The organism is Azospirillum humicireducens, from assembly GCF_001639105.2.
GTDB classification, from domain to species: Bacteria; Pseudomonadota; Alphaproteobacteria; order Azospirillales; family Azospirillaceae; genus Azospirillum; species Azospirillum humicireducens.
On sequence record NZ_CP028906.1, the window covers coordinates 46,287 to 69,063 of the forward strand.

Sequence of the window (22,777 nt, forward strand, 5' to 3'; positions counted from 1 at the left end):
CCGAACGAGCCCCCGGCTGCCCCCGCCCGCCGCCGCCCCATTCTCTCCCACGGACCGTGATGCTGCGCCGTTCCCTGATCCGCGCCGGCGAGACCTGCGCTTTCCATCTCCGCGCCGCCCTGGCGCGTGCGCTGTCCCGCCCCGCCCCGCCACCTGCCGCGCCTCCCCCCGCCGGCTATCCGCCGCACCCGACGCAGCAGCCACCGGTCCAGTATCCGGGCGTGTCCCATCCCGGCGTTCCCTATCCGCAACAGCCCGTTGCGCCCCCCATTCCGCCCTATGCCGGTCAGCCGGCCTACGGCACGCAGCCGCCCTATGCCCCGCCTCCGCCGAACCGGCCGCGCTTGCGGCTGCCGCGCGGGCGCTGGGGCAAGGTCGCGGCGGTGGCGGGAGTCCTGGTGCTGCTGCCGCCGGTGGCTCTGCTCGGCACCTATCTGTGGATGCGGGCGCAGCAGCCGCAGACCAGCGGCACCGTCGCCATCCCCGGCAGCGGCGCCCCGGCGGAGATCGTCCGCGACGACCGGGGCGTCGTCCACATCTTCGCCGCGACCGAGCGCGACGCCTACCGTGCGCTCGGCTATGCCCATGCCCAGGACCGGCTGTGGCAGATGGAGACGATGCGCCGGGCCGGCGCCGGCCGCTTGGCCGAGCTGATCGGCGTCAAGTACGGCGACTTCGCGCTGCGCAGCGACCGGTTGATGCGCACGCTGGGGGTCCGTCGCTCGGCAGAGGCGATGGCCGCCACCCTGTCGCCCGACGCCCGCGCCGCCTTCGACGCCTATGCCGAGGGCGTGAACGCCTATCTCGAAACGCGCTCCGAAGCGCTGCCGCTCGAATTCCAGCTTCTGCGCCACACGCCGGAGCCCTGGACCGTTGCCGACAGCCTGGTCTGGGCGAAGCTGATGGCGCTGCAGCTGTCCGCCAATTACCGGGACGAGCTGTTCCGTTCCCGCGTGCTGGAGCGGCTGTCGCCGCAGCAGATCGACGACCTGTTCCCGTCCGACCTCCCCGGTGCGCCCACCACGCTGGCCGGCGAGCTGCGCGGCATGGACATGCGGGACATGGTGCGCCGCACCCTGGCGGCCCTGCCGCAGATGGGCTTCGACACCGCGTCCAACGAATGGGTGCTGACCGGTGCGCGCACCACCACCGGCAAGCCGATCCTCGCCAACGACCCGCATCTGGGGCTGGAGGCGCCGATCCTCTGGTATCTCGCCCGCATCGTGACGCCGGGCTTCACCAGCGCCGGGGCCACCGTGCCGGGCGTGCCGCTGACCATCCTCGGCCACAACGGCAAGGTCGCCTGGGGCTTCACCACCACCCACAGCGACACCCAGGACCTGTTCGTCGAAAAGCCCGTCCCGCAGGATCCGAGCCGCTACCTGACCCCCGACGGCAGCGAACCCTTCGAGACGCGGGCGGAGACCATCGCCATTGCCGGCGAGCCGTCGCAGACGCTGACCGTGCGCAGCACGCGCCACGGCCCCGTCATCTCCGACCTGGACGCCCCGCCGGCCGGCGGGGCCGCACCCGGCGGCCCTGTGCTGGCGCTGTCCTTCCCCGGCCTTGCCGACGACGACACCAGTGCCGAGGCGCTCTACCGCCTGAACCACGCCGCAACAGCGGAAGCGGCGCGCGACGCGCTGCGCCTGCATGTCGCCCCGCAGCAGAATGTCGTCTATGCCGACGTGACCGGCGAGGTCGGCTTCATCACCCCCGGCCGGGTGCCGATCCGCCGCAAGGGCGACGGGCGCGTGCCGGTTCCGGGCTGGACCGGCGAGTATGACTGGACCGGCTTCCTGCCCTATTACGCGCTGCCGCAGGCGGTGAATCCGCCGTCGGGCCAGTTCGTCAACGCCAACAACGCGGTGGTCGGGCACGACTATCCCTACCGCCTCGCCACCGACTGGCCGGACCCGTCGCGCGCCAAGCGCATCGTCGAAATGCTGGGCGCCGGGCGCCATTCCGTCGAGGATGTCGCGCGCCAGCAGATGGACATCATCTCGCTGCCGGCCCGCGATTTCCTGCCGGAGCTGCTGAAATACCCGACGCCTCCGGGACTTGCGAGCGACGCGGCGGCGCTGCTGCGCGGCTGGGACGGGCGGATGGACCGCGAGCGGCCGGAACCGCTGATCTTCACCATGTGGCTGCGGGAGCTGGTGCGGGCGGTCTTCGCCGACGAACTCGGCGCCGATTTCGCCGCCTACTGGGATCTGCGGCCGGAAGCGCTGCGCCGCGTCATCCACGACCGGCCGGACTGGTGCGACGACGTCACCACCGCGCAGAAGGAAAGCTGCGCCGACATGATCGGCCGGTCGCTGGAGACCGCGGTGGCGACGCTGGCCGAGCGCCACGGCTCCCGCCCGAAGAGCTGGCGCTGGGGCGACGACCACAAGGCCGATCTCTCCCACCGGATGCTGGGCCGCCTGCCGGTGATCGGCGGGATGGCGGATGTGTCGGTGGAGACCGACGGCGACTTTTTCACCGTCAACCGCGGATCGACGACCATCCGCAGTTCCACGAATCCGTTCCGCCATGTCCATGGCGCCGGCTTCCGCGCGGTCTACGATCTGGCCGACCTGGACAATTCGCGCTTCGTGATCGCCACCGGCCAGTCCGGCAACATCTGGTCCCGCCATTGGGGCGATCTGGTGGAGATGTGGCGCGACGGCGGCGCGTTGCGTCTGGCCGGCGACCGTGGCACGCTGATCTCGGCAGGGGCGGAGGTGCTGACACTCACACCACGCAACACCGGGACACGCAACGAATGACCATAACTCTGGAGGACGTGCGCGCCGCGGCGGCGCGCATCGCGGGGCACCTGCCCCGGACGCCCACGGTAGAGGCGCCCCGCCTGGGGGACATGGCGGGATGCCGGCTGCATGTGAAGCTGGAGAACCTGCACGCCACCTCCTCCTTCAAGGAGCGCGGCGCGCTGAACAAGCTGCTGTCGCTGGGCGAGGCGGAGCGCCGCGCCGGCGTCATCGCCATGTCCGCCGGCAACCATGCCCAGGCGGTGGCCTGCCACGCCACGCGGCTCGGCATCCGTTCCACCATCGTCATGCCCGCCTTCACCCCCTTCACCAAGGTGGAGCGCACCGAGACTCTCGGCGCCACCGTCGAGTTGCATGGCGAGACGCTGAGCGAGGCCGCCGCCTTCGCCCAAGACCTCGCCGCGCGCGACGGGCTGACCTTCGTCCATCCCTACGACGACCCGCTGGTGGCCGCCGGCCAGGGCACCGCGGCGCTGGAACTGCTGGAGGATGTGCCGGATCTCGACGTGCTGGTGGTCCCCATCGGCGGCGGCGGGCTGATCGCCGGCATGGCGACCGCGGCCAGGGCGCTGCGGCCGGACCTTGAGATCGTCGGCGTCCAGTGCAGCCTCTACCCCGCGGTGCGGCAGGCGTTGGCCGGCCAGCCGATCACCTGCGGCGGCGCCACGGTGGCGGAGGGCATCGCGGTGAAGGCGCCCGGCGCCCTGACCCTGCCGATCATCCGCGCCCTGGTCGACGACGTGGTGGAGGTGGGGGAAGCCCGGCTGGAGGAAGCGGTCTACCGCCTCGCCACCGTGCAGAAGCAGGTCGCCGAAGGGGCCGGTGCCGCGGCGCTGGCCGCCGTGCTGGAGGAACCGGAGCGCTACCGCGGCCGCAGGGTCGGCATCGTGCTGTCGGGCGGCAACATCGATTCCCGCATCATGGCGCAGGTTCTGATGCGCGGGCTGGTCTATGAAGGGCGCATCGTCCGCCTGCGCATCGGCATCACCGACGCCCCCGGCGCACTGGCCCGCGTCACCCGCCTGCTGGGCGAGGCCGGCGCCAACATCGTCGAGGTCCACCACCAGCGCCTGTTCCACAATGTGCCGGTGAAGATGGCGGAGGTCGACGTGGTTCTGGAAACCCGCAACCAGACCCATGTCGAGACCCTGATCGCCCGCATGAAGGACGCCGGCTACCCGACCAGCCTGATGGTCGAGGTAGGCTGACGGCAAACCCTCTCCCGCAACGGGAGAGGGCGAAAAGCAATTTTGTCGGCCGTCATTCCCGCGAAGGCGGGAATCCAGCCACATCCACCGCTGATCTGCGGAGTTTCCTGGATCCCCGCATTCGCGGGGATGACGCAAAGTTCCTTTTGTCTCAGAAGCTGAGCGATGCCTGGAATTGTGTGAATGCCCTCTCCCGCGACGGGAGAGGGTCTTTTTCCGCCAATGCCTGAAAATTGACCAGCCGGACAGACTCGGCCCGAAAATTGTGCGCCTGCCGGAACAGCGCCCGGTCCGCAGATTGTCCGTCCCGTCAGTTCCTGTCCCATCAGACAGGTTTTCCCGCAGTGAAAACAACGTTCTGCCACGCGATGCCAGCCCCATCGGCCGGGCTGGCTCGCTTCTTGCTCCAGTCCCCCGCGAGAGACGCCAACGCGAAGGGACGAACGCCGTGCCAGCCGCCCAGCCCGCACCGCTCACTCTGGTTCCGCCGGCCGCCGAACCGGCGCCGCGCACCATCGTCGACATCCGCAACCTGACCCTGACCTATCAGGCCGCCGACCATCCGGTCTACGCGCTGAGCGACGTCAGCCTGTGCATCTCAAAGGGCGACTTCATTTCGCTGATCGGCCCCAGCGGCTGCGGCANCCCGCGTCCCGGCCGCATCCTCGACGTCATCGACTGCGACCGCGAGCTGCCGCGCGAGCGCACGCTGGACATCCGCGAAAGCCCGGAGTTCCAGCGGATCGCCCACCGCGTCCGTGAAGGGTTGATGGAGGGCCACAGCTATGACGACTAAAACCACCCTTCCGGTCGCCGTGATGGCGCTGGCGGTTCTGGTGCTGTGGTACGCGGGCGCCGTCTGGCTGAACGCGCCGATGGCGACGGATGCGCTGAACCGCGCCGGCCAAAGCTGGACAACCGCCGACCTGATCCGCGCCACGCTGGCGATGAAGCGGCCGATCCTGCCGACGCCGGATCAGGTGGCGGTCGACCTCTACAATTCCCTGACCGGCCATCCGGTGACCAGCATCCGCAACCTGCTCTACCACACCGGCGTCACCGCCGGGGCGGCGCTGGCCGGCTTCGGCATGGGGGTGGTTCTGGGGGTGGCGCTGGCGGCGGGAATCGTCCAGGCGCGCACGCTGGAATCGAGCCTGATGCCCTGGGTCATCGCCTCGCAGACCGTGCCGATCCTGGCGATTGCGCCGATGATCGTGGTGATCCTCGGCAATATGGGCTTCACCGGCCTGCTGCCCAAGGCGATCATCGCCATGTATCTGTGCTTCTTCCCGATCACCATCGGCATGGTGAAAGGGCTGCGCTCCGCCGAAGCCACGACCTGCGCCAGCCNCAGACCTTCCGGCTGCTGCGCCTGCCGGCCTCCCTGCCCTACCTGTTCACCAGCCTTAAGATCGCGGTCGCCGCCAGCGTCGTCGGCGCCATCGTCGCGGAACTGCCGACCGGCGGGCAGGCGGGCTTGGGCGCGCGGCTGCTGTCCGGCTCCTACTATGGCCAGACCGTGCAGATCTGGAGCGCCCTGGTGATGGCAGCATTGCTGAGCGTCACGCTGGTGGCCGCGGTCGGCCTCGCCGAACGGGCGCTGGTGCCGGGCGGCCGGGGAGGTGCACGATGAAGCGTCCGACCATGGCGCCCTGGCCGCTCGTCATGCTGGCCGCCCCGCTGCTGCCCTTCGCCGGCCTGGACGGCACCCCCCTGTTCCTGCCGCAGCTTCCCATGGCGCTGGCCCTGTTCGCCCTGACCATTGCGACGATCCTCGGCCGCCGCCTGCCCGGCAGCGCGCTGGGGGAGGCCCTGCTCCTGCTGGCCGGGGTCGCCGCCGCCTATGCCGCACCGCTGGTGTTGCTGAAGCAGGGCTATGGCCTCGCCCAGGCCGGCGGCTTGTGGGTCTATGTGGCCGGCGCCACCCTGCTGCTGTGGCGGGTGCTGGCCCTGCTGGCGGAGGTCAGCGGTCCGGCGCGGCTGGCCGGCCCCGCCCTGTTCGGGCTGGCGCTGGTGATGCTGTGGGAGATCCTGACCCGCGGCTTCCAGGTGCCGACCATCCTGCTGCCGCCGCCCAGTGCGGTGCTGTCCGCCTTCGCCGTCCATGCCGCCGATCTGTGGGACGATTTCCGCCAGACGGTGCTGATTTCGGTCCTGCNCCTGATGCGGTCTTACGGCGCCGGCTATTGGCGCACGCTGGCAATGCTGCGGCTTCCCTGCGCCTTGCCCTTTTTGTTCAACGGACTGAAGATCAACTCAACCTTGGCCCTGATCGGAGCCATCGTCGCCGAGTTCTTCGGGACGCCGGTGGTGGGGATGGGCTTCCGCATCTCCACCCAGGTCGCCCGGATGAATCTGGATGTGGTGTGGGCGACCATCGCCGTCGCCGCACTCACCGGATCGCTGCTCTACGGCGCATTGGCGCTGGCGGAGCGGCATGTCACCGCCTGGCACCCGTCTTTGCGCAAACGCTGACCGCCTTCCTTCAAGCCAGATCAAACCCCAGCCAGAAGAGGATCGACCGCGATGAAGACCCTTGCCTCCGCCGTCCTGCTCGCCGCCACCGCGCTCACCGGCCTCGCCGGCTGGGGTGCGCCGGCCGCCGCCGCCGATCCGCTGACTCTGCAGCTGAAATGGGTCACCCAGGCCCAGTTCGCCGGCTATTACGTCGCCGCGGCCAAGGGCTTCTACAAGGACGCCGGGCTGGACGTCACCATCAAGGCCGGTGGCCCCGACATCAACCCGACCCAGATCATCGCCGCCGGCGGCGCCGACGTGATCGTCGACTGGATGCCGTCGGCGCTGGCCAGCCGGGAAAAGGGCGTGCCGCTGGTCAACATCGCCCAGATGTTCCAGAAGTCCGGCATGATGCTGACCTGCCGCAAGGACGCCAACATCAAGGATCCGAAGGACTTCAAGGGCAACACGCTGGGCGTCTGGTTCTCCGGCAACGAATATCCGTTCCTGTCCTGGATGAGCAAGCTGGGCTATTCCACCTCCGGCTCCAACCCCGACGTGAAGGTGCTGAAGCAGGGCTTCAACGTCGATCCGCTGCTGCAGAAGCAGGCGGCCTGCATCTCCACCATGACCTACAACGAATATTGGCAGCTGATCGAGGCCGGCATGAAGGCCAGCGAGTTGACCGTCTTCAAATATCAGGACCAGGGCGTCGCGACGCTGGAGGACGGTCTCTACGCCACCGAAAAATCGCTGTCCGATCCCAAGACGGTGGAGAAGCTGGCGAAGTTCGTCAAAGCCTCGGCCAAGGGCTGGGAATATGCCGCCAAGAACCAGGCTGAGGCGGTGAAGATCGTGCTGGAGAACGACACCACCGGCGCCCAGACCGAGGAACACCAGACCACCATGATGCAGGAGGTCGCCAAGCTGATCGAGGGCGGCGCCAAGGGCACCGGCTATCTCGACCCGGCCGATTTCGACCGCACCGTCGGCATCCTGATGTCGGGCGCGTCGGCGCCGGTGATCTCCAAGAAGCCGGAGGGCGCCTACAGCCACGCGGTGTTCGACGCGGCGGCGAAGCTGTAATGCTGCAGGCGGTCGGGAAGCTGGGGCGATGTGCCGTTCCCTCTTCCCGACCGCACAAGACAGACGTGCAATTCCGTCGGCAAAAGACTTTCCGCAAGAGGAGCGCAAGAGATATATTAGTAAGCACGGCGTCACGCCGCTGACAGGAACGGATCGAACATGGACTCCAACGCGGGCGATATGACTCTGGCGGATGCGACCGCTCCGGCGCGCCGCCGCCGCCGCCGGCCCGCCAGCGCCACCGCAAGGCCGGCCAACCGCGGCGCCACCGTGTCGGGCACCATCTACCGCGACCTGCGCGACGACATCGTTTCACTGCGCCGCAAGCCGGGCGAACCGCTGATCGAGAAGGAAGTGGCGGATACCTATGGCGTCAGCCGCACCCCGGTGCGCGAGGCGATGCTGAAGCTCGCCGACGAAGGGCTGGTGGAGGTGTTCCCGCAATCCGGCACCTTCGTCGCCCGCATCCCGCTCAGCGCCCTGCCCGAGGCCATCGCCATCCGCCGCGCGCTGGAGGAGGCGACGGTGCGCTATGCCGCCGAACAGGCGACCGGCAGCCAGGTCGCCCGCCTGCGCGCCAACCTGGAACTGCAGCGGGAAATGGAGGAGGCCGGCAATTTCGACGGCTTCCACGAGGCCGACGAGGAGTTCCATGCGCTGCTGGCGGAGATATCCGGCTATCCCGGCTTCTGGACGGTGACCCAGCAGGTGAAGCGGCAGGTCGACCGCTACCGCCACCTGACCCTTCCGGTCGCCGGCCGGATGAAGAAGGCCCTTGCCGAACATGGCGCCGTCGTCGAGGCCATCGCCGCCCGCGATCCCGACCGTGCCGTCGCCGAACTGCGCCGTCACCTGACCGACCTTCAGCTGGGCATCGCCGACGTCCAGCGGACCAATCCCCACTATTTCACCAACTGATTCACCAACCGACTGCGGCGAAACGGGAGACGGTCGGCCACCCTCACACCGTCCGCGTCTCGTAGGCGGTGAAGCTCGCCGCGCGCGGGACATAGCCGCCGGCAAAGTGCGGCGAGGATACGATCATGTCCGCGGTGGCCTCGTTGCAGGCCATCGGGATGTTGTACAGCGTGGCAAGGCGGGTCAACGCCTTCACGTCCACGTCGTGCGGCTGGGCGGTCATCGGATCGACGAAGAAGACCAGCAGGTCGATCCGTCCCTCCGCGATCATGGCGCCGATCTGCTGGTCGCCGCCGAGCGGGCCGCTCTTCAGCGGGGTCACGTCCAGGTTGGGATGGGCGGTGCGCACCGTCTGGCCGGTGGTGCCGGTCGCCCAATAGGCGTGGCCGTCCAGTGCCGCGATGTTGGCGCCGATCCAGGCGATGAGATCCGCCTTGCGGGCGTCATGGGCGACGAGGGCGATGCGCTTGCGGGGCTGCTGGGCGGTCATGGGCATGGTCTCCGGAAATCACCTCTTCACTAATATATTAGATCGGGCCCAGGCGCAACGCGGCCACCCTGCCGGATCCGGCCGGCACGGCATTCCCGCGATTTTGTCGCGCATTCTCCGCCCGGTGAAATGTCCGGCCTTCCATCATTAGGGCTTGTCCGTCTTACTAGTATATTAGTATGATCGGGACAGACTCGCCGGATCGCCGGCCACCCCCGAATTCGAAGGACCCGACCGACATGAAAATCTCCGTCCGTCACGCCTCCCACCCCGATGCGGTGCGCAGCTTCGATTCCGAGACGCTGCGCGACCACTTCCTGGTTCCGACCCTGTTCGAGGCGGACGAGACCATCTTCACCTACAGCCATGTCGACCGCTTCGTCGTCGGCGGCGCCATGCCGGTCGCCGGCCCGGTCAAGCTGGTGTCGTCCAAGGAGATCGGCTCGCCCAACTTCCTCGACCGCCGCGAGCTGGGTGTGGTCAATGTCGGCGGCGCCGGCCGCGTCACCGTCGACGGCGCAGTGTTCGAACTGGCGCCGCGCGACGCGCTCTATGTCGCGATGGGCAGCAAGGACGTCACCTTCGAAAGCCTGGACCGCAGCGAACCGGCCAAGTTCTACCTGAACAGCACCCCGGCCCATGCGCGGTTCGAGACGATGAAGATCTCCATCGGGCAGGCCAAGGCCGTGCATCTGGGCGACCCGGCCCAGTCGAACGAGCGCACCATCTACCAGATGATCCACCCCGACGTGGTGCGCACGGCGCAGCTGGTGCTGGGCATGACCGTGCTGAAGCCGAACAACATGTGGAACACGATGCCGTGCCACACGCATGACCGGCGCTGCGAGGTCTATTTCTACTTCGACCTGCCGGAGGACGCCCGCGTCTTCCACCTGATGGGCGAGCCGGAGCAGACCCGCCACATCGTCGTCGCCAACGAGCAGGCCGTGATCTCCCCGCCCTGGTCGATCCATTCCGGCGTCGGCACCCGCAACTACACCTTCATCTGGGCGATGGGCGGCGACAACCAGGACTTCACCGACATGGACTTCGTCGCCATGGACCGCCTGCGCTGAGGACCGACGAAGCCATGACCGGATCCATGAGCAAGCCCTTCGATCTGTCCGGCCGGACGGCGCTGGTCACCGGCGCCAACACCGGCATCGGCCAGGCCATCGCCGTGGCGCTGGCCGAGGCCGGCGCCGACGTGGCGGTGGCCGGCCGCACCCCGCCGGTGGAAACGCAGGCGATGGTGGAGCGCGCCGGCCGGCGCTTCGTCGCCATCTCCGCCGACTTCACCAGCATCGAACCGGTCCCCCGCATCATGGAGGAGGCGGTCGCAGGGCTGGGCCATGTCGACATCCTGGTCAACAATGCCGGCATCATCCGGCGCGCCGAGTCCATCGACTTCAGCGAAGCCGACTGGGACGACGTGATGAACGTCAACATCAAGTCGGTGTTCTTTCTCTGCCAGGCCTTCGGCCGCCATGTCTTCGCCCGCCGGGCGGCGGGTGAGGACGCCAAGGGCAAGATCATCAACATCGCCTCGATGCTGTCCTTCCAGGGCGGCATCCGGGTGCCATCCTACACGGCCTCCAAAAGCGGCATCGCCGGCGTCACCAAGCTGCTGGCCTGCGAATGGGCGGGCAAGGGCATCAACGTGAACGCCATCGCTCCGGGCTATGTCGAGACCAACAACACCACGGCCCTGCGCGCCGACGAGACGCGCAACGCCGAGATCCTGGCGCGCATCCCGGCCGGGCGCTGGAGCCTGCCGTCCGACATGGCCGGCCCGGCGGTGTTCCTGGCCTCCGACGCCTCGGACTATGTCCACGGCATCACCCTGCCGGTCGATGGCGGCTGGCTGGCACGCTGACGGGAACCGACACACGCCGCCGTCCGGGGCGGAAACAGGATCTCTGGGGAAGAAGGAAGACGACCAATGACCACCGACGTGTTCGTGACCGCGGACGACATCCCGTGGCAGGATCTGGGCGACGGGGTGCGGCGCAAGATCCTCGGCTACAACGACGCCATGATGATGGTGCGGGTGGAGTTCGAGGCCGGCGCCATCGGCGCGCAGCACCGCCACCCGCATGTCCAGTGCGCCGTGGTGGAGAAGGGATCCTTCGACGTCACCATCGACGGCCGCACCAAGCGGCTGAACACCGGTGACGGCTACATGGTGCCGTCCAACGTTCTGCATGGCGTGGTGGCTCTGGAGCCGGGCGTGCTGCTCGACATCTTCACGCCGATCCGCGAGGATTTCCTGGGCGAGCCGGTGGCCTACGCCGCGGCGGCCGACGCGCCTTCGGCCTGACCGGGCCCGGCGGTCGATCTCGATGGAGGGAGACGGCGAAGGCTTGCCATCAGCCTTCCGCACCTCCATCGGCATCGGCAGGCTTCGATCCCCGTGGACCAATCGTTCGACGGCCGCTTGAAACCTGCTGTCGTGCAATGGCCTTGAGCTTGTGGCCAACCTCGACGATGGCATCCAAGGCCGGCACCAGTTCCTGGCCGAGCGGCGTAAGGGCATATTCCACCGAAGGCGGCGTCGTTGGCTGGATGCTGCGGGTGATGACACCGCGGCTTTCCAGTTCACGAAGCCGTTGCGACAGGACCTTGGCCGAAATCGGCGGGATGTCGAGGCGCAATTCGCTGAATCGCCGCGGACCGGCGCGCAGGTGCCAGATCACGTTCGGCGCCCAGGCTCCGGCGATGACCGCCATGCACTCGGTCAGAGCGCAAGTCTGCGGCGGAGGCGCGCTCCGGTTCTTTCTGACTTTCAAACTCATGAGAACGATCAGGTTACTGCAGGGAAACCCGAATACGAAGTAACCGATGGAAACTTGGTTGGCAAGGGTAACGTCGCTCAATAGAGTCCGGCCATCCCCACAACCAAGGAGGTTTCCATGCGGCTCTACTTCAAACCCGGCGCCTGTTCGCTGTCGTCGCGGATAGCGCTCGTCGAGGTCGGTCTGGCCTATGATGCCGTCCGGGTCGACACCGAAACCGGCCTGACCGAAGCCGGGGACGCTTATCGCACCGTCAATCCAAAGGGCTATGTGCCGGCTCTTGAACTGGAGGACGGCTCGGTTCTGACCGAGAACCCGGCGATCCTTCAATTCATCGCCGATACCCATCCCCAAGCGTCTCTCGCGCCGGCCTACGGCACCGTGGAGCGTGCGCGTCTGCAGGAATGGCTCAACTTCACCTCGTCCGAACTGCACAAGGCATTCAGCCCCTATTTCAGGGGCTATCCGCTCGGAGAGGCGGAAAGGGAGCAGGTCGAAGGCCGCTTGGCCCGGCGGATGGGAGATGTGGAGCGCGGCCTTGCCGACGGCAGGGACTTCATCCTCGGCAACGGCTTTACCGTTGCGGATGCCTATCTGTTCGTCGTCCTGAACTGGTCGGGTTTCATCGGGTTCGATCTCGCCCGCTGGCCGCATGTGGCGGCCTATGTGGCGCGCATCGCCACCCGGCCATCCGTTCGCGATGCCATGCGTCAGGAAGGGCTGATTGCCGACGAGGCCGCCGAATGACCCGGACCTTGACCGACATCGGCGACGTCCTGCAGGACTATTTCGACGCGCTTTATTTCTGCGACGTCGACAAGCTTCAGAGCGTCTTTCATCCGAGGGCGATCTATGCGACCGCCGACGAGGCGCCGCTGCTCTATCGCACCATGGAAGACTATGTGCCGGTCGTCGCCGCCCGCCAGTCGCCTGCTTCGCGCAACGAGGCTCGGCGCGACCATATCGACGCCATCGATCTGGCCGGCGAAAACACCGCGGTCGCCCGCGTGCGCTGTTCGATAGGCCAGCGCGATTTCGTCGATTTCCTCACCCTGGTGCGCACGGATGGCCGGTGGAGGATCATCGCCAAGGTCTTTCAGATCATCGAACGCCAGGCATAGGGAGCGACTGACATGCCGTATGTGAACATCAAGATCACGCGCGAAGGCGCCACGCCGGAACAGAAGGCCGAGCTAATCAGAGGCGTGACCGACCTTCTGGTGGACGTGCTGGACAAGACCCCCGCGACCACCTTCGTCGTCATCGACGAGGTCGATATGGAGGATTGGGGGGTCGGCGGTCTTCCTGTCGCGGAGTACCGGAAGACCATCGGCACATGATCGTGGGCTCCCGGCGAACCTGGGCTTCGGAGACCGCGGTAGACCGGCCCTCCCTTGAGCCGGCCCTTAAACCGGGTCTCCCGGCGCGGTGAAATAGCGCGGATAGTCGCGGCGGATGTCTGCGACCGAGATCTGCAGATCGTCCAGATGCTCGTCCAGCGCGTTGGCGGCGGCGGCGGGGTCGTTGGCGGCGATGGCATCGACGATGGCGGTATGCTCCGCGATCACCTCGGCGACGCGGCCGAGCACCGGCAGGGTCAGCAGACGGTACCGGTCGATCTGCACCTTGGTCTGCTGGATCAGCGTCCAGAATCCGGGATAGCCGGCGATCTCCGCGACCAAGGCATGGAACGCCTCGTCGGCCTGGTGGAAGCCAACGAAATCCGCAGCCTCCTGCTTCTCCTTCTGCAACTCCAGATTGGCTCGCAGCGCTGCGATCTGGCTGCGCGTGGCACGCGCCGCGGCGTAGCGGACCGTCGCCTCTTCCAGCGCCTTGCGGATGGCGAAGGCTTCCGGCAAGCCGTCCAGCGGGATGCGCGCCACGAAGGTGCCGGATTGCGGAAAGATCTCGATCAATCCCTCGTCGGCCAGCTTCAGCACCGCTTCGCGCACCGGCGTGCGGCTGACGCCATAGGTCTCGGCAATCTGTTTTTCGGCGATGGCGTCGCCGGGCTTGCGCTTCAGCGACACGATCTCGCCCCGCAGGTCGCGGTAGATGCGCGACGCCACCGTCGCGGCGCGGCGCGGCGGCCGGACCGTCGCCGCCGGGACCGCGGCGCGCCGGGAGGTTGCAGGGGCCAGGCCGCCTTCATCGTCTGTCGTCGCGACCTTCTTCACCGATGACTCCATTCCGGCAGGCATGTAACGGGGCGGCAGTCTTCCGCCCGTGGGACGTTCCTCATGTCCTGCAATCTACCCGCCCCGCTTCGCCAAGGTCAAACCCATCGCCAGTGTCGAGCCCTGCCTTTTGCCCGGATGGGGTGCGGCGACTGGGCGCAGCCCTTGCGGGCATTCGCATCCCGCCTTCGGAACGATTGGGCTTGCAATCATATCTGATATATTAATATTATACGCCAGCCGGTAGGGACGGTCCCCCGCACGGACCCCGCCTTCTCCCCACCCTGCTTTTGTCACTCTCTTGCAGCGCAGAGGCTTCCGATGCTTCACCCCGACCGTCTTTTCCCGAGCGACCCGACGCAGCGCGCCATCGCGCGCCGACTCTACGGCGAAGTCAGCGCCCTGCCGATCATCAGCCCGCACGGCCACACCGATCCGTCCTGGTTCGCGAAGGACGAGGCGTTCCCCGACCCGGCGAGCCTGTTCGTCAAGCCCGACCATTATGCCTTCCGCATGCTCTACAGCCAGGGAATTCCGCTGGAACAGCTGGGCGTTCCGCGCAAGGACGGCGGGGAGACCTCGACCGACTCGCGCGCCATCTGGCGCCTGCTGGCCTCCAACTGGCACCTGTTCCGCGGCACGCCGACGTCGATGTGGCTGACCCATGCCTTCGAGACCGTGTTCGGCGTGACCGAACGGCTGAGCGCTGCCAGCGCCGACCGCATCTACGACCAGATCGAGGAGTGCCTGCGCAAGCCGGAATTCCGCCCGCGCGCCCTGTTCGAGCGCTTCAACCTCGAAGTGCTGGCGACCACCGAATCGCCGCTCGACACGCTGGAGCACCATAAGGCGATCCGCGAGAGCGGCTGGAAGGGCCGGGTCATCACCGCCTTCCGTCCCGACCCGGTCGTCGATCCGGAGTTCGAGGGCTTCCGCGAGAATCTCGCCGAACTGGCCCGCATCACCGGCAAGGACACCACGACCTGGGACGGCTATCTCGCCGCCCTCGCCGACCGCCGCCTCTATTTCAAGAGCTATGGCGCCACCTCGACAGACCACGGCCATCCGACGGCGGCGACCGCCGATCTGCCGCGCGCCGAGGCCGAGACGCTGTTCGACATCGTGCGGCGCGGCAGTGCCACGGCCGAGGAGGCCGAGCTGTTCCGCGCCCAGATGCTGACGGAAATGGCGCGGATGAGCCTGGAGGACGGTCTGGTCATGCAGATCCATCCCGGCTCCTTCCGCAACCACAACACCATGCTGTTCGAGCGCTTCGGCCGCGACAAGGGCGCCGACATCCCGAGCGGCACCGAGTATGTGCGGGCGCTGAAGCCGCTGCTCGACCGCTTCGGCAACGAGCGCGACCTGACCATCATCCTGTTCACGCTGGACGAGGACAGCTATTCCCGCGAGCTGGCGCCGCTGGCCGGCCATTACCCGGCGCTGCGCGTCGGCCCGGCCTGGTGGTTCCACGACAGCCCGGAGGGCATGCGCCGCTACCGCGAGATGATCACGGAGACCGCCGGCTTCTACAACACGGTCGGCTTCAACGACGACACCCGCGCCTTCTGCTCGATCCCGGCCCGCCACGACGTGTCGCGCCGCGTCGACTGCAGCTTCCTCGCCCGGCTGGTCGCGGAGCACCGGATGGAGGAGGACGAGGCGGCGGATCTGGCGGTCGACCTTGCCTACCGCCTCGCCAAGACCGCCTACAAGCTGTGATTGCCCGGCCGCGCCGGAGCCGTTCCGGCGCGGCCCAGCTTCCTTCGCAAGGACATCTTCCCATGGCATCGCTGACCATCCGCCTGCACCCCGCCGACAACGTCGTCGTCGCCGGCGCCGACCTGGAGCCCGGCACCACCCTGCCCGGCACCGCCGAGGTCTCTGGCGTCGCGACCACCGGGCCGGTGCCGGCCGGGCATAAGGTCGCGGTGCGCGCCATCGCGCCGGGCGAGCCGGTGCGCAAGTACAATCAGGTCATCGGCTTCGCCACCGTGGCGATCCAGCCGGGCGACCATGTTCACGTCCACAACATGGGCATGGGCAGCGATTTCGAGCGCGACTACGCCTTCGGTGCCGACGTCCACCCGGTCGAGCCGATCCCCGAGGCCGAGCGCGCCACCTTCCAGGGCATCCTTCGCCCGGACGGCCGCGTCGCCACCCGCAACTACATCGGCGTGCTGACCTCGGTGAACTGCTCCGCCACCGCGGCGCGGATGATCGCCGACCATTTCCGTGGCCCCGCGCTGGCCGCCTACCCCAACATCGACGGCGTCGTGGCACTCACCCACGGTTACGGCTGCGGCATGGCCGGCAGCGGCGAGGTGATGGACACGCTGCGCCGGACCATCGCCGGCTATGCCCGCCACCCCAACTTCGCCGCGGTGATCCTGCTCGGCCTCGGCTGCGAGGTGAACCAGATCGACAAGCTGATGGAGGCCACCGGCCTTGAGGAGGGCGCCCGCGTCATCCCCATCGGCATCCAGGACATGGGCGGCACCGCCGCGGCCGCCCGCGAGGGCATCCGCCGGATCGAGGCGCTGCTCCCGGAGATCGACGACGTCACCCGCCAGACCCTGCCGGCCAGCCATTTGACGCTGGCGCTGCAATGCGGCGGCTCCGACGGCTATTCGGGCATCACCGCCAACCCGGCGCTCGGCTATGCCGTCGACCTGCTGGTCCGCAACGGCGGCACCGCCGTGCTGAGCGAGACGCCGGAGGTCTATGGCGCCGAGCATCTGCTGACCCGCCGCGCCGTCCGCCGCGAGGTGGGCGAGGCGCTGGTCGAGCGCATTGGCTGGTGGGAGGAGTACACCAGCCGCACCGGCGGCGAGATGAACAACAACCCGTCGCCCGGCAACAAGAAGGGCGGCCTGACCACCATCCTGGAGAAGTCGCTGGGCGCGGTCGCCAAGGGCGGCACCACCCCGATGACCGCCGTCTACCGCTATGCCGAGCCGATCACCGAGAAGGGCTTCGTCTTCATGGACACCCCCGGCTACGATCCGGTGTCGGCGACCGGTCAGGTGGCGGGCGGCGCCAACGTGCTGTGCTTCACCACCGGCCGCGGCTCGGTCTTCGGCTGCAAGCCGACGCCCAGCCTGAAGCTGGCGACCAACAGCACTTTGTTCCGGCGGATGCCGGACGACATGGACATCGATTGCGGCGCCATCGCCAGCGGCGACGCCTCGATCGAGGAGGTCGGCCGCGCGATCTTCCAGTTGGTGCTCGACACCGCGTCGGGCCGCAAGACCAAGAGCGAGGAACTCGGCGTCGGCGCCGATGAATTCGCTCCTTGGCAGATGGGAGCGGTTATGTAAGGGGTCCGCCCCCTTTCCATGACCGATGACGAGCCGGCGCCATGCCAGACAGTTCCACCCCCCGCAACGGTGCAGACACCGGCCCGGTGCCGGTGAACGCCCCGCAGACACCGATGCAGCCGGAGGCGGGTCCGCCCGCCGGCCGCGCGGTGAAGGGAGCGGCCCCCAAGGGGATCGAGCCGATGCGCGCGATCCTGCTGGTGGTGCTGGGGGCAGCCTGCCTGTCCTGCTCGGACGTCACCGCGAAATATCTCGCCCGGACCCTGCCGCCGGCCGAGATCGTCTGGATGCGCTATGTCGTCTTCAGCGCTCTGGTGATGCCGCTGGCGCTGCGCGGTGGCTCGCTCAGGGTGCTGAAGACGACGCGGCCGGGGCTGCAGATCCTGCGCGGCATGGGCATGCTGGGCTCGGCGCTGTTCTTCATCATGGCGATGCAGCATCTGCCACTGGCCGAGGCTGCGGCGATCAGCTTCGTCTCGCCCGTCTTCGTCACCGTGCTGTCGATCCTGCTGCTGAAGGAGACGGTCGGCATTCGCCGCTGGGCGGCTCTGCTGGTCGGGCTCGCCGGTGTCGTCATCGTCATCCGGCCGGGGGCGGACGGCTTCAACCCCGCGACGCTGCTGCCGGTCCTGACCGCCTTCTGCTGGGCTTTGGGCCTGGTGGCGACGCGCAAGATGACGGTGCAGGAGAACCCGCTGACCACCATGGTGTGGAGTGCCTTGACCGGCCTGATCGTGCTGACGGCGCTGCTTCCCCTGCACGCGGCATGGCCGACGCCGTGGGAGATGCTGCTCGGGGCCTTCATCGGGCTGATCTACACCCTGGCCCAATGGCTGCTGATCCTGGCCTACCGCCAGGGCGAGGCATCGGTGCTGGCGCCCTTCACCTACGTCCAGCTGATCTGGTCCACCGCGCTGGGTTTCCTCGTCTTCGGCGCGGTTCCCGACCATTGGACCTTCGTCGGCACCGGCGTGATCATCGCCAGCGGCCTCTACACCGCGCACCGCGAACGGATGCGGGCGCAGCAACGCCGCTCCGCGGCGTGATGACTGATTTGCCGGGGCGTTCCCCGGCTTGTGGAGAAGAAACATGACCGACACGCCCAACCGCGTCGCCGCGCTCGGCGAATGCATGATCGAGATGTTCCGGCGGCCGGACGGGTCGCTGACCATGGGGTTCGGCGGCGATACGCTGAACACCGCGGTCTATCTGGCGCGTCTGGGCACGCCGGTCGACTATGTGACCGCTCTCGGCGATGACAGCATCAGCGACGGCATGGTGGCGGCCTGGACGGCGGAAGGGGTCGGCACGTCCCACGTCCTGCGGGTGCCGAACCGTCTGCCCGGCCTCTACCTGATCGAAACCGATGCCAGCGGCGAGCGCCGCTTCCTCTACTGGCGCGACCGGGCGCCTGCGCGCGAGCTGTTCGCCCTACCGCAGACGCCGGACCTGTCCAGGGCGCTGGAGGGTTACGGCATCGTCTATCTGTCCGGCATCAGCATCGCCATCCTGGGCGAAGAGGGCCGCGAGCGGCTGTTCGAACTGCTGGCGCGGGTCCGCGCGCGCGGCGGCAAGGTGGCCTTCGACACCAACTGGCGCCCGCGCCTGTGGCCGGACATCGGGACTGCCCGCGCCGCCTTCGACCGCATGCTGCGGCTGACCGACATCGCGCTGCCCGGCGTCACCGACCTGCGCGACCTCTATGACGACGCCGATGCCGACGCCGTGCTGGCCCGCGTCCGCGAGGCCGGGGTTTCCGAGATCGTCCTGAAGCTGGAGCAGCCGGGCTGCGTGGTGATCGACAATGGCGAAGCCGTCGAGGTGCCGGCGCTGAAGGTCGCCACGGTGGTCGACACCACGGCGGCCGGCGACAGCTTCAGCGCCGGCTATCTCGCTGCCCGCCTGCGCGGCGAGGGTCCGGCCGATGCCGCCCGCGCCGCCCACAGGCTGGCCGCGGCCGTCATCCAGCACCGCGGCGCCATCATCCCGCGCGACGCCATGCCGGCCTGATCTGAACAGCAGGACAAACGGAAGGGGTGAGGGCGGGACAGGTTATCGGACCGCCGCCCCCTCATGCGTCAGCAGCCAGCGCTTGCGCTCCACCCCGCCGCCATAGCCGGTCAGCGTTCCGTCCGATCCGATCACCCGGTGACAGGGCACCACGATGCCGACCGGGTTGGCGCCGTTGGCATGCCCCGCCGCCCGCACCGCCGCCGGACGCCCGGCCAGCACCGCCAACTCGCGGTAGGTTATGGTCACGCCGCAGGGAATGCCGCGCAACGCCGCCCACACCGCGCGCTGGAAGGGCGTGCCGCCAGTGCGCACCGGCAGCCGGTCGATTGCCGAAAGCTCGCCCGCGAAATAGGCGTCCATCGCCCGTGTCAGCCCGCCCGGATCGGCTGTCTGCCGCAATTCGTAGCCGCTGCGATGGTGCAGGCATAGCAGGCGGTGCAGCCGCTCCTCATGGTCGGTCCAGTCGATGGCGTGCAAGGCGCCGTCTGTGTCTGCCACCAGGATCAGCTCGCCGATGGGCGTCGCGGTGCGGTCGATCAGCAGGCTGGAGACTGCGGGCATGGCGCCCCCCTATCCCTGTTGCATAGGCGCACTGCCAAAATTGAAGGCAGCGCCTTTTCAAGGCAACTCTTTGATAGGGCGCAATTTCCTGCTTCGCGTGTCGGCAGTTCAAGGGATTTTCTTGCGTTCCGCTGCCAAAAGAGGCGCCAAAAGGCTGAGTTGCGTGCAATCCGCATGGCTGGCATGATCGGTCCATGCCTGTCCATACCGTCAGTTCTTGACCGAACAGTCAGCTTTTCCGCCGCCCATGTTTGTTGGCAGTGCTGGTTGGTTCTCTTGGCACGCGGGTTGCTGATGCTTCGGTAGACACGCCGCTCCGCGACCGAAGGGAAGCCATCCGCCATGACCCTGATCGCTACGCTTGCCACCACCCCAAAGCCCGACGCGGACCAGCCGCCCTCGCCCTATGCCGACCTGAGCCCGGCGATGACGCCGGTGCAGGCGCTGGCCGAATCCAACCGCTGCCTGTTCTGCTTTGATGCCCCCTGCATCAAGGCCTGCCCGACCGGCATCGACATCCCGGCCTTCATCCGCTCGATCGCCACCGGCAATTTGAAGGGTGCCGCGACGACGATCCTGTCGGAGAACATCATGGGCGGCACCTGCGGCCGCGTCTGTCCGACCGAGACGCTGTGCGAACAATCCTGCGTCCGCAACCGGGCGGAGGACCGCCCCGTCGCCATCGGCCGGCTGCAGCGCCACGCCACCGACCGCCTCATCGACGGCGAGCCGACCCATCCCTTCCCGCGCGCCGCCGCCACCGGCAAGCGCATCGCCGTGGTCGGTGCCGGCCCGGCCGGCCTGTCCTGCGCCCACCGCCTCGCCACGCTCGGCCATGAGGTGACGGTGTTCGAGGCCAAGGCGAAGTCCGGCGGACTCAACGAATACGGCCTCGCCCCCTACAAGATGGCCGACGATTTCGCCCAGCGCGAGGCCGCCTTCATCCTCGGCGTCGGCGGCATCACGGTCGAGCATGGCCGCAAGCTGGGCGCCGACCTGTCGCTCGACAGCCTGCGCGCCGATTTCGACGCCGTGTTCCTTGGGCTCGGTCTCGGGTCCAACAACCGCTTGGGCATCCCCGGCGAGGAGCGGACGGGCGTCGAGGATGCCACCGCCTTCATCGAGCGCGTCCGTCAGGCCCTCCCCGGCCAACCGCCCGCGGTGGGGCGCAGCGTCGTGGTGATCGGCGGCGGCAACACCGCCGTGGACGCCGCCATCCAGGCCAAGCGCTTAGGCGCCGAAGACGTCACCCTGGTCTACCGCCGCGGCCGGGCCCAGATGGGCGCCACCGCCTGGGAACAGGAGTTGGCGCAGACCGAGGGCGTCATTCTCAAGACCTTCGCCGCGCCCAAAGAGATCGGCGATACCACCATCACCTTCGAACGCACGCGCCTGACCGACGGCAAGCTGTCCGGCACCGGCGAGACCTTCACCCTCCAGGCCGACATGGTGCTGAAAGCGGTCGGGCAAAAGCTGTCGGCCGACGCGCTGGACGGGCTGGACATCACCGGCGGCAAGATCGCCATCGACCCGTCCTACCGCACCACGCTGCCCAAGGTCTGGGCCGGCGGCGACTGCGTCGCCACGGGCGAGGATCTGACGGTCCAGTCCGTGCAGGACGGCAAACTCGCCGCACTCGCCATCCACAGCCACCTGACCGCCTGAGGAAAGGGAGCCACATCATGGCCGATCTTCGCAGCACCATCGCCGGCATCCGCTCCCCCAACCCCTTCTGGCTGGCCTCGGCCCCGCCGACCGACAAGGCCTACAACGTCGTCCGCGCCTTCAAGGCGGGCTGGGGCGGTGTCGTGTGGAAGACGCTGGGCGAGGACCCGCCGGTGGTCAACGTCTCCAGCCGGTACGGCGCGCATCTCGACACCGACCGCCGGATGATCGGCTTCAACAACATCGAACTGATCTCCGACCGGCCTCTCGCGGTGAATTTGCAGGAGATCATCGAGGTCAAGCGCGACTGGCCCGACCGCGCCATGGTCGTCTCGCTGATGGCCCGCATCGAGGAGGAGGCCTGGGCCAACCTCGCCCGCCGCATCGCCGAGACCGGGGCGGCGGATGGCCTCGAACTCAACCTCGGCTGCCCGCACGGCATGTGCGAGCGCGGCATGGGCTCCGCCATCGGGCAGGTGCCGGAGATGGTGGAGCAGGTCACCCGCTGGGTGAAGAACGCCGTCAATCTGCCGGTGATCGTCAAGCTGACCCCCAACATCACCAACATCCTGTGGTCGGCCGAAGCGGCCAAGCGCGGCGGCGCCGACGCTGTGTCGCTGATCAACACGGTGAACTCCATCGTCGCGGTCGATCTCGACGCCATGGCCCCGACCCCGGTGGTCGACGGCAAGGGCAGCCATGGCGGCTATTGCGGCCCGGCAGTGAAGCCCATCGCGCTGAACATGGTGGCGGAGATCGCCCGCAACCCCGACACCCACGGCCTGCCGGTCAGCGGCATCGGCGGCGTCACCACATGGCGCGACGCGGCGGAGTTCCTGGCGCTGGGCGCCACCAACGTCCAGGTCTGCACCGCGGCGATGACCTACGGCTTCAAGATCGTCGAGGACATGATCGGCGGCCTGTCCAACTGGATGGACGAGAAGGGCTATCGCACCCTCGACGAGCTGAGCGGGCGTGCGGTGCGCAACGTCGTCAACTGGAACGACCTGAACATGAACTTCTCGACCAAGGCGGTGATCGACCCCGCCTTGTGCATCGATTGCGGCCGCTGCCACATCGTCTGCGAGGACACCTCGCACCAGGCGATCCGCATCGACGCGGGCGAGGGCCGCCGCGTCTTCACCGTGGTGAACGAGGAGTGCGTCGGCTGCAACCTGTGCAGCCATGTCTGCCCGGTGCCGGACTGCATCACCATGGTGCCGGAGCAGACCGACCTGCCCTACGTCACCTGGCCCAACGACGCCCGCAACCCGATGCGCGTCCCCGAAGCCGCTGAATAGTTAGCCGCCGAG

Annotated in this window: 21 protein-coding genes and 3 pseudogenes; 20 read left to right on the plus strand and 4 right to left on the minus strand. The window is 68.2% G+C overall.

All coding sequences use genetic code 11. The annotated features are described in order from the left end of the window. Nucleotides 1–59 precede the first annotated feature (59 nt). From A6A40_RS24660 to A6A40_RS24690, 8 genes and pseudogenes are all read left to right on the plus strand, one after another. Nucleotides 60–2,771 (plus strand): penicillin acylase family protein, encoded by a 2,712-nt coding sequence (locus tag A6A40_RS24660; protein WP_108548533.1) that lies wholly within the window; start codon nt 60–62, stop codon nt 2,769–2,771. Next, nucleotides 2,768–3,982: a threonine ammonia-lyase gene (locus A6A40_RS24665; protein ID WP_108548534.1), complete on the plus strand. Its 1,215-nt coding sequence runs from the start codon at nt 2,768–2,770 to the stop codon at nt 3,980–3,982. The genes A6A40_RS24660 and A6A40_RS24665 overlap by 4 nt, the downstream gene beginning before the upstream one ends. Nucleotides 3,983–4,627: 645 nt before the next feature. Next, nucleotides 4,628–4,778: pseudogene (locus tag A6A40_RS31745) on the plus strand (ABC transporter ATP-binding protein); the annotation flags it as partial. A gap of 292 nt (nt 4,779–5,070) precedes the next feature. Then, nucleotides 5,071–5,332, plus strand: a 262-nt coding sequence (locus A6A40_RS32345) for an ABC transporter permease subunit (protein WP_335645211.1), incomplete at its 3' end; no start/stop codon positions are given. A gap of 1 nt (nt 5,333) precedes the next feature. After that, nucleotides 5,334–5,615 (plus strand): annotated as a pseudogene (locus tag A6A40_RS31750) (ABC transporter permease); the annotation flags it as partial. Nucleotides 5,616–6,141: 526 nt separating this feature from the next. Beyond that, nucleotides 6,142–6,457 (plus strand): annotated as a pseudogene (locus tag A6A40_RS31760) (ABC transporter permease); the annotation flags it as partial. A 51-nt stretch (nt 6,458–6,508) separates the two neighbouring features. Next, nucleotides 6,509–7,525 carry an ABC transporter substrate-binding protein gene (locus A6A40_RS24685; protein WP_108548537.1) on the plus strand — a complete coding sequence of 339 codons (1,017 nt, stop codon included), beginning with the start codon at nt 6,509–6,511 and terminating at the stop codon, nt 7,523–7,525. Between the two features lie 159 nt (nt 7,526–7,684). Continuing rightward, nucleotides 7,685–8,443, plus strand: coding sequence for a GntR family transcriptional regulator (locus tag A6A40_RS24690; protein WP_108548538.1), 759 nt, complete (start codon nt 7,685–7,687; stop codon nt 8,441–8,443). A gap of 43 nt (nt 8,444–8,486) precedes the next feature. Here the strand turns inward: A6A40_RS24690 and A6A40_RS24695 are convergent, their stop codons facing one another. Further along, a complete protein-coding gene (locus tag A6A40_RS24695) occupies nt 8,487–8,933 on the minus strand; it encodes a methylglyoxal synthase (RefSeq protein WP_108548539.1) in 447 nt (148 codons plus the stop codon). A gap of 239 nt (nt 8,934–9,172) precedes the next feature. Here A6A40_RS24695 and kduI point away from each other — a divergent pair, with 239 nt between their 5' ends. From kduI to A6A40_RS24710, 3 genes are all read left to right on the plus strand, one after another. Then, nucleotides 9,173–10,009, plus strand: a complete 837-nt coding sequence (kduI, locus tag A6A40_RS24700; protein ID WP_108548540.1) for a 5-dehydro-4-deoxy-D-glucuronate isomerase — start codon at nt 9,173–9,175, stop codon at nt 10,007–10,009. A gap of 26 nt (nt 10,010–10,035) precedes the next feature. After that, the gene (gene kduD, locus A6A40_RS24705; RefSeq protein ID WP_108548959.1) at nt 10,036–10,809 is read left to right on the plus strand and encodes a 2-dehydro-3-deoxy-D-gluconate 5-dehydrogenase KduD; all 774 of its coding nucleotides are present in this window, start codon (nt 10,036–10,038) and stop codon (nt 10,807–10,809) included. 66 nt (nt 10,810–10,875) lie between these two features. Next, the gene (locus tag A6A40_RS24710; RefSeq protein ID WP_014189720.1) at nt 10,876–11,253 is read left to right on the plus strand and encodes a cupin domain-containing protein; all 378 of its coding nucleotides are present in this window, start codon (nt 10,876–10,878) and stop codon (nt 11,251–11,253) included. A 49-nt stretch (nt 11,254–11,302) separates the two neighbouring features. Here the strand turns inward: A6A40_RS24710 and A6A40_RS24715 are convergent, their stop codons facing one another. Further along, complete coding sequence (locus tag A6A40_RS24715; protein WP_108548541.1) at nt 11,303–11,728, minus strand: winged helix-turn-helix transcriptional regulator; 426 nt, start codon at nt 11,726–11,728, stop codon at nt 11,303–11,305. A gap of 117 nt (nt 11,729–11,845) precedes the next feature. Here A6A40_RS24715 and gstA point away from each other — a divergent pair, with 117 nt between their 5' ends. The 3 genes from gstA to A6A40_RS24730 are packed head-to-tail and all read left to right on the plus strand — an operon-like array spanning nt 11,846 to nt 13,068. Next, entirely contained in the window at nt 11,846–12,475 is a 630-nt protein-coding gene (gene gstA, locus A6A40_RS24720; protein ID WP_108548542.1) for a glutathione transferase GstA, read from the plus strand. Further along, nucleotides 12,472–12,849, plus strand: a complete 378-nt coding sequence (locus tag A6A40_RS24725) for a nuclear transport factor 2 family protein (protein WP_108548543.1) — start codon at nt 12,472–12,474, stop codon at nt 12,847–12,849. Before gstA ends, A6A40_RS24725 begins: the two co-directional genes overlap by 4 nt. Before the next feature lie 12 nt (nt 12,850–12,861). Beyond that, a complete protein-coding gene (locus A6A40_RS24730) occupies nt 12,862–13,068 on the plus strand; it encodes a tautomerase family protein (protein ID WP_108548544.1) in 207 nt (68 codons plus the stop codon). 66 nt (nt 13,069–13,134) lie between these two features. On the opposite strand, the gene A6A40_RS24735 is transcribed toward A6A40_RS24730, so the two are convergent. Continuing rightward, nucleotides 13,135–13,917, minus strand: coding sequence for a GntR family transcriptional regulator (locus A6A40_RS24735; RefSeq protein WP_108548545.1), 783 nt, complete (start codon nt 13,915–13,917; stop codon nt 13,135–13,137). Nucleotides 13,918–14,226: 309 nt separating this feature from the next. On the opposite strand from A6A40_RS24735, the gene uxaC reads away from it, so the two are divergent. The 4 genes from uxaC (at nt 14,227) to A6A40_RS24755 (ending at nt 19,235) form a co-directional block, all read left to right on the plus strand. Then, nucleotides 14,227–15,627, plus strand: a complete 1,401-nt coding sequence (gene uxaC / locus A6A40_RS24740) for a glucuronate isomerase (protein WP_108548546.1) — start codon at nt 14,227–14,229, stop codon at nt 15,625–15,627. Between the two features lie 62 nt (nt 15,628–15,689). Next, nucleotides 15,690–17,225, plus strand: a complete 1,536-nt coding sequence (locus A6A40_RS24745; RefSeq protein ID WP_108548547.1) for a UxaA family hydrolase — start codon at nt 15,690–15,692, stop codon at nt 17,223–17,225. A gap of 41 nt (nt 17,226–17,266) precedes the next feature. Beyond that, nucleotides 17,267–18,271: a DMT family transporter gene (locus A6A40_RS24750; RefSeq protein WP_108548548.1), complete on the plus strand. Its 1,005-nt coding sequence runs from the start codon at nt 17,267–17,269 to the stop codon at nt 18,269–18,271. Nucleotides 18,272–18,314: 43 nt separating this feature from the next. Further along, nucleotides 18,315–19,235, plus strand: coding sequence for a sugar kinase (locus A6A40_RS24755; RefSeq protein WP_108548549.1), 921 nt, complete (start codon nt 18,315–18,317; stop codon nt 19,233–19,235). A gap of 42 nt (nt 19,236–19,277) precedes the next feature. Here A6A40_RS24755 and ogt read toward each other — a convergent pair whose 3' ends face one another. Continuing rightward, complete coding sequence (ogt, locus tag A6A40_RS24760) at nt 19,278–19,799, minus strand: methylated-DNA--[protein]-cysteine S-methyltransferase (RefSeq protein WP_108548550.1); 522 nt, start codon at nt 19,797–19,799, stop codon at nt 19,278–19,280. Between the two features lie 342 nt (nt 19,800–20,141). Between ogt and A6A40_RS24765 the strand changes: the two genes are divergently transcribed. Further along, the gene (locus A6A40_RS24765; protein WP_108548551.1) at nt 20,142–21,464 is read left to right on the plus strand and encodes an NAD(P)-dependent oxidoreductase; all 1,323 of its coding nucleotides are present in this window, start codon (nt 20,142–20,144) and stop codon (nt 21,462–21,464) included. 17 nt (nt 21,465–21,481) lie between these two features. Continuing rightward, nucleotides 21,482–22,765, plus strand: coding sequence for an NAD-dependent dihydropyrimidine dehydrogenase subunit PreA (preA, locus tag A6A40_RS24770; RefSeq protein ID WP_108548552.1), 1,284 nt, complete (start codon nt 21,482–21,484; stop codon nt 22,763–22,765). The last annotated feature ends 12 nt before the right edge of the window (nt 22,766–22,777 follow it).

What these genes read in the sequence shown, in the direction of transcription:
- A6A40_RS24730 (WP_108548544.1), top strand. Translation starts at nt 12,862, where the DNA reads ATGCCGTATGTGAACATCAAGATCACGCGCGAAGGCGCCACGCCGGAA.
- A6A40_RS24715 (WP_108548541.1), bottom strand. Translation starts at nt 11,728, where the DNA reads ATGAGTTTGAAAGTCAGAAAGAACCGGAGCGCGCCTCCGCCGCAGACT.
- kduI (WP_108548540.1), top strand. Translation starts at nt 9,173, where the DNA reads ATGAAAATCTCCGTCCGTCACGCCTCCCACCCCGATGCGGTGCGCAGC.
- A6A40_RS24735 (WP_108548545.1), bottom strand. Translation starts at nt 13,917, where the DNA reads ATGGAGTCATCGGTGAAGAAGGTCGCGACGACAGACGATGAAGGCGGC.
- A6A40_RS24660 (WP_108548533.1), top strand. Translation starts at nt 60, where the DNA reads ATGCTGCGCCGTTCCCTGATCCGCGCCGGCGAGACCTGCGCTTTCCAT.
- A6A40_RS24750 (WP_108548548.1), top strand. Translation starts at nt 17,267, where the DNA reads ATGCCAGACAGTTCCACCCCCCGCAACGGTGCAGACACCGGCCCGGTG.
- A6A40_RS24690 (WP_108548538.1), top strand. Translation starts at nt 7,685, where the DNA reads ATGGACTCCAACGCGGGCGATATGACTCTGGCGGATGCGACCGCTCCG.
- A6A40_RS24755 (WP_108548549.1), top strand. Translation starts at nt 18,315, where the DNA reads ATGACCGACACGCCCAACCGCGTCGCCGCGCTCGGCGAATGCATGATC.
- ogt (WP_108548550.1), bottom strand. Translation starts at nt 19,799, where the DNA reads ATGCCCGCAGTCTCCAGCCTGCTGATCGACCGCACCGCGACGCCCATC.
- A6A40_RS24765 (WP_108548551.1), top strand. Translation starts at nt 20,142, where the DNA reads ATGACCCTGATCGCTACGCTTGCCACCACCCCAAAGCCCGACGCGGAC.
- kduD (WP_108548959.1), top strand. Translation starts at nt 10,036, where the DNA reads ATGAGCAAGCCCTTCGATCTGTCCGGCCGGACGGCGCTGGTCACCGGC.
- A6A40_RS24745 (WP_108548547.1), top strand. Translation starts at nt 15,690, where the DNA reads ATGGCATCGCTGACCATCCGCCTGCACCCCGCCGACAACGTCGTCGTC.
- A6A40_RS24725 (WP_108548543.1), top strand. Translation starts at nt 12,472, where the DNA reads ATGACCCGGACCTTGACCGACATCGGCGACGTCCTGCAGGACTATTTC.
- A6A40_RS24710 (WP_014189720.1), top strand. Translation starts at nt 10,876, where the DNA reads ATGACCACCGACGTGTTCGTGACCGCGGACGACATCCCGTGGCAGGAT.
- gstA (WP_108548542.1), top strand. Translation starts at nt 11,846, where the DNA reads ATGCGGCTCTACTTCAAACCCGGCGCCTGTTCGCTGTCGTCGCGGATA.
- preA (WP_108548552.1), top strand. Translation starts at nt 21,482, where the DNA reads ATGGCCGATCTTCGCAGCACCATCGCCGGCATCCGCTCCCCCAACCCC.
- uxaC (WP_108548546.1), top strand. Translation starts at nt 14,227, where the DNA reads ATGCTTCACCCCGACCGTCTTTTCCCGAGCGACCCGACGCAGCGCGCC.
- A6A40_RS24685 (WP_108548537.1), top strand. Translation starts at nt 6,509, where the DNA reads ATGAAGACCCTTGCCTCCGCCGTCCTGCTCGCCGCCACCGCGCTCACC.
- A6A40_RS24665 (WP_108548534.1), top strand. Translation starts at nt 2,768, where the DNA reads ATGACCATAACTCTGGAGGACGTGCGCGCCGCGGCGGCGCGCATCGCG.
- A6A40_RS24695 (WP_108548539.1), bottom strand. Translation starts at nt 8,933, where the DNA reads ATGACCGCCCAGCAGCCCCGCAAGCGCATCGCCCTCGTCGCCCATGAC.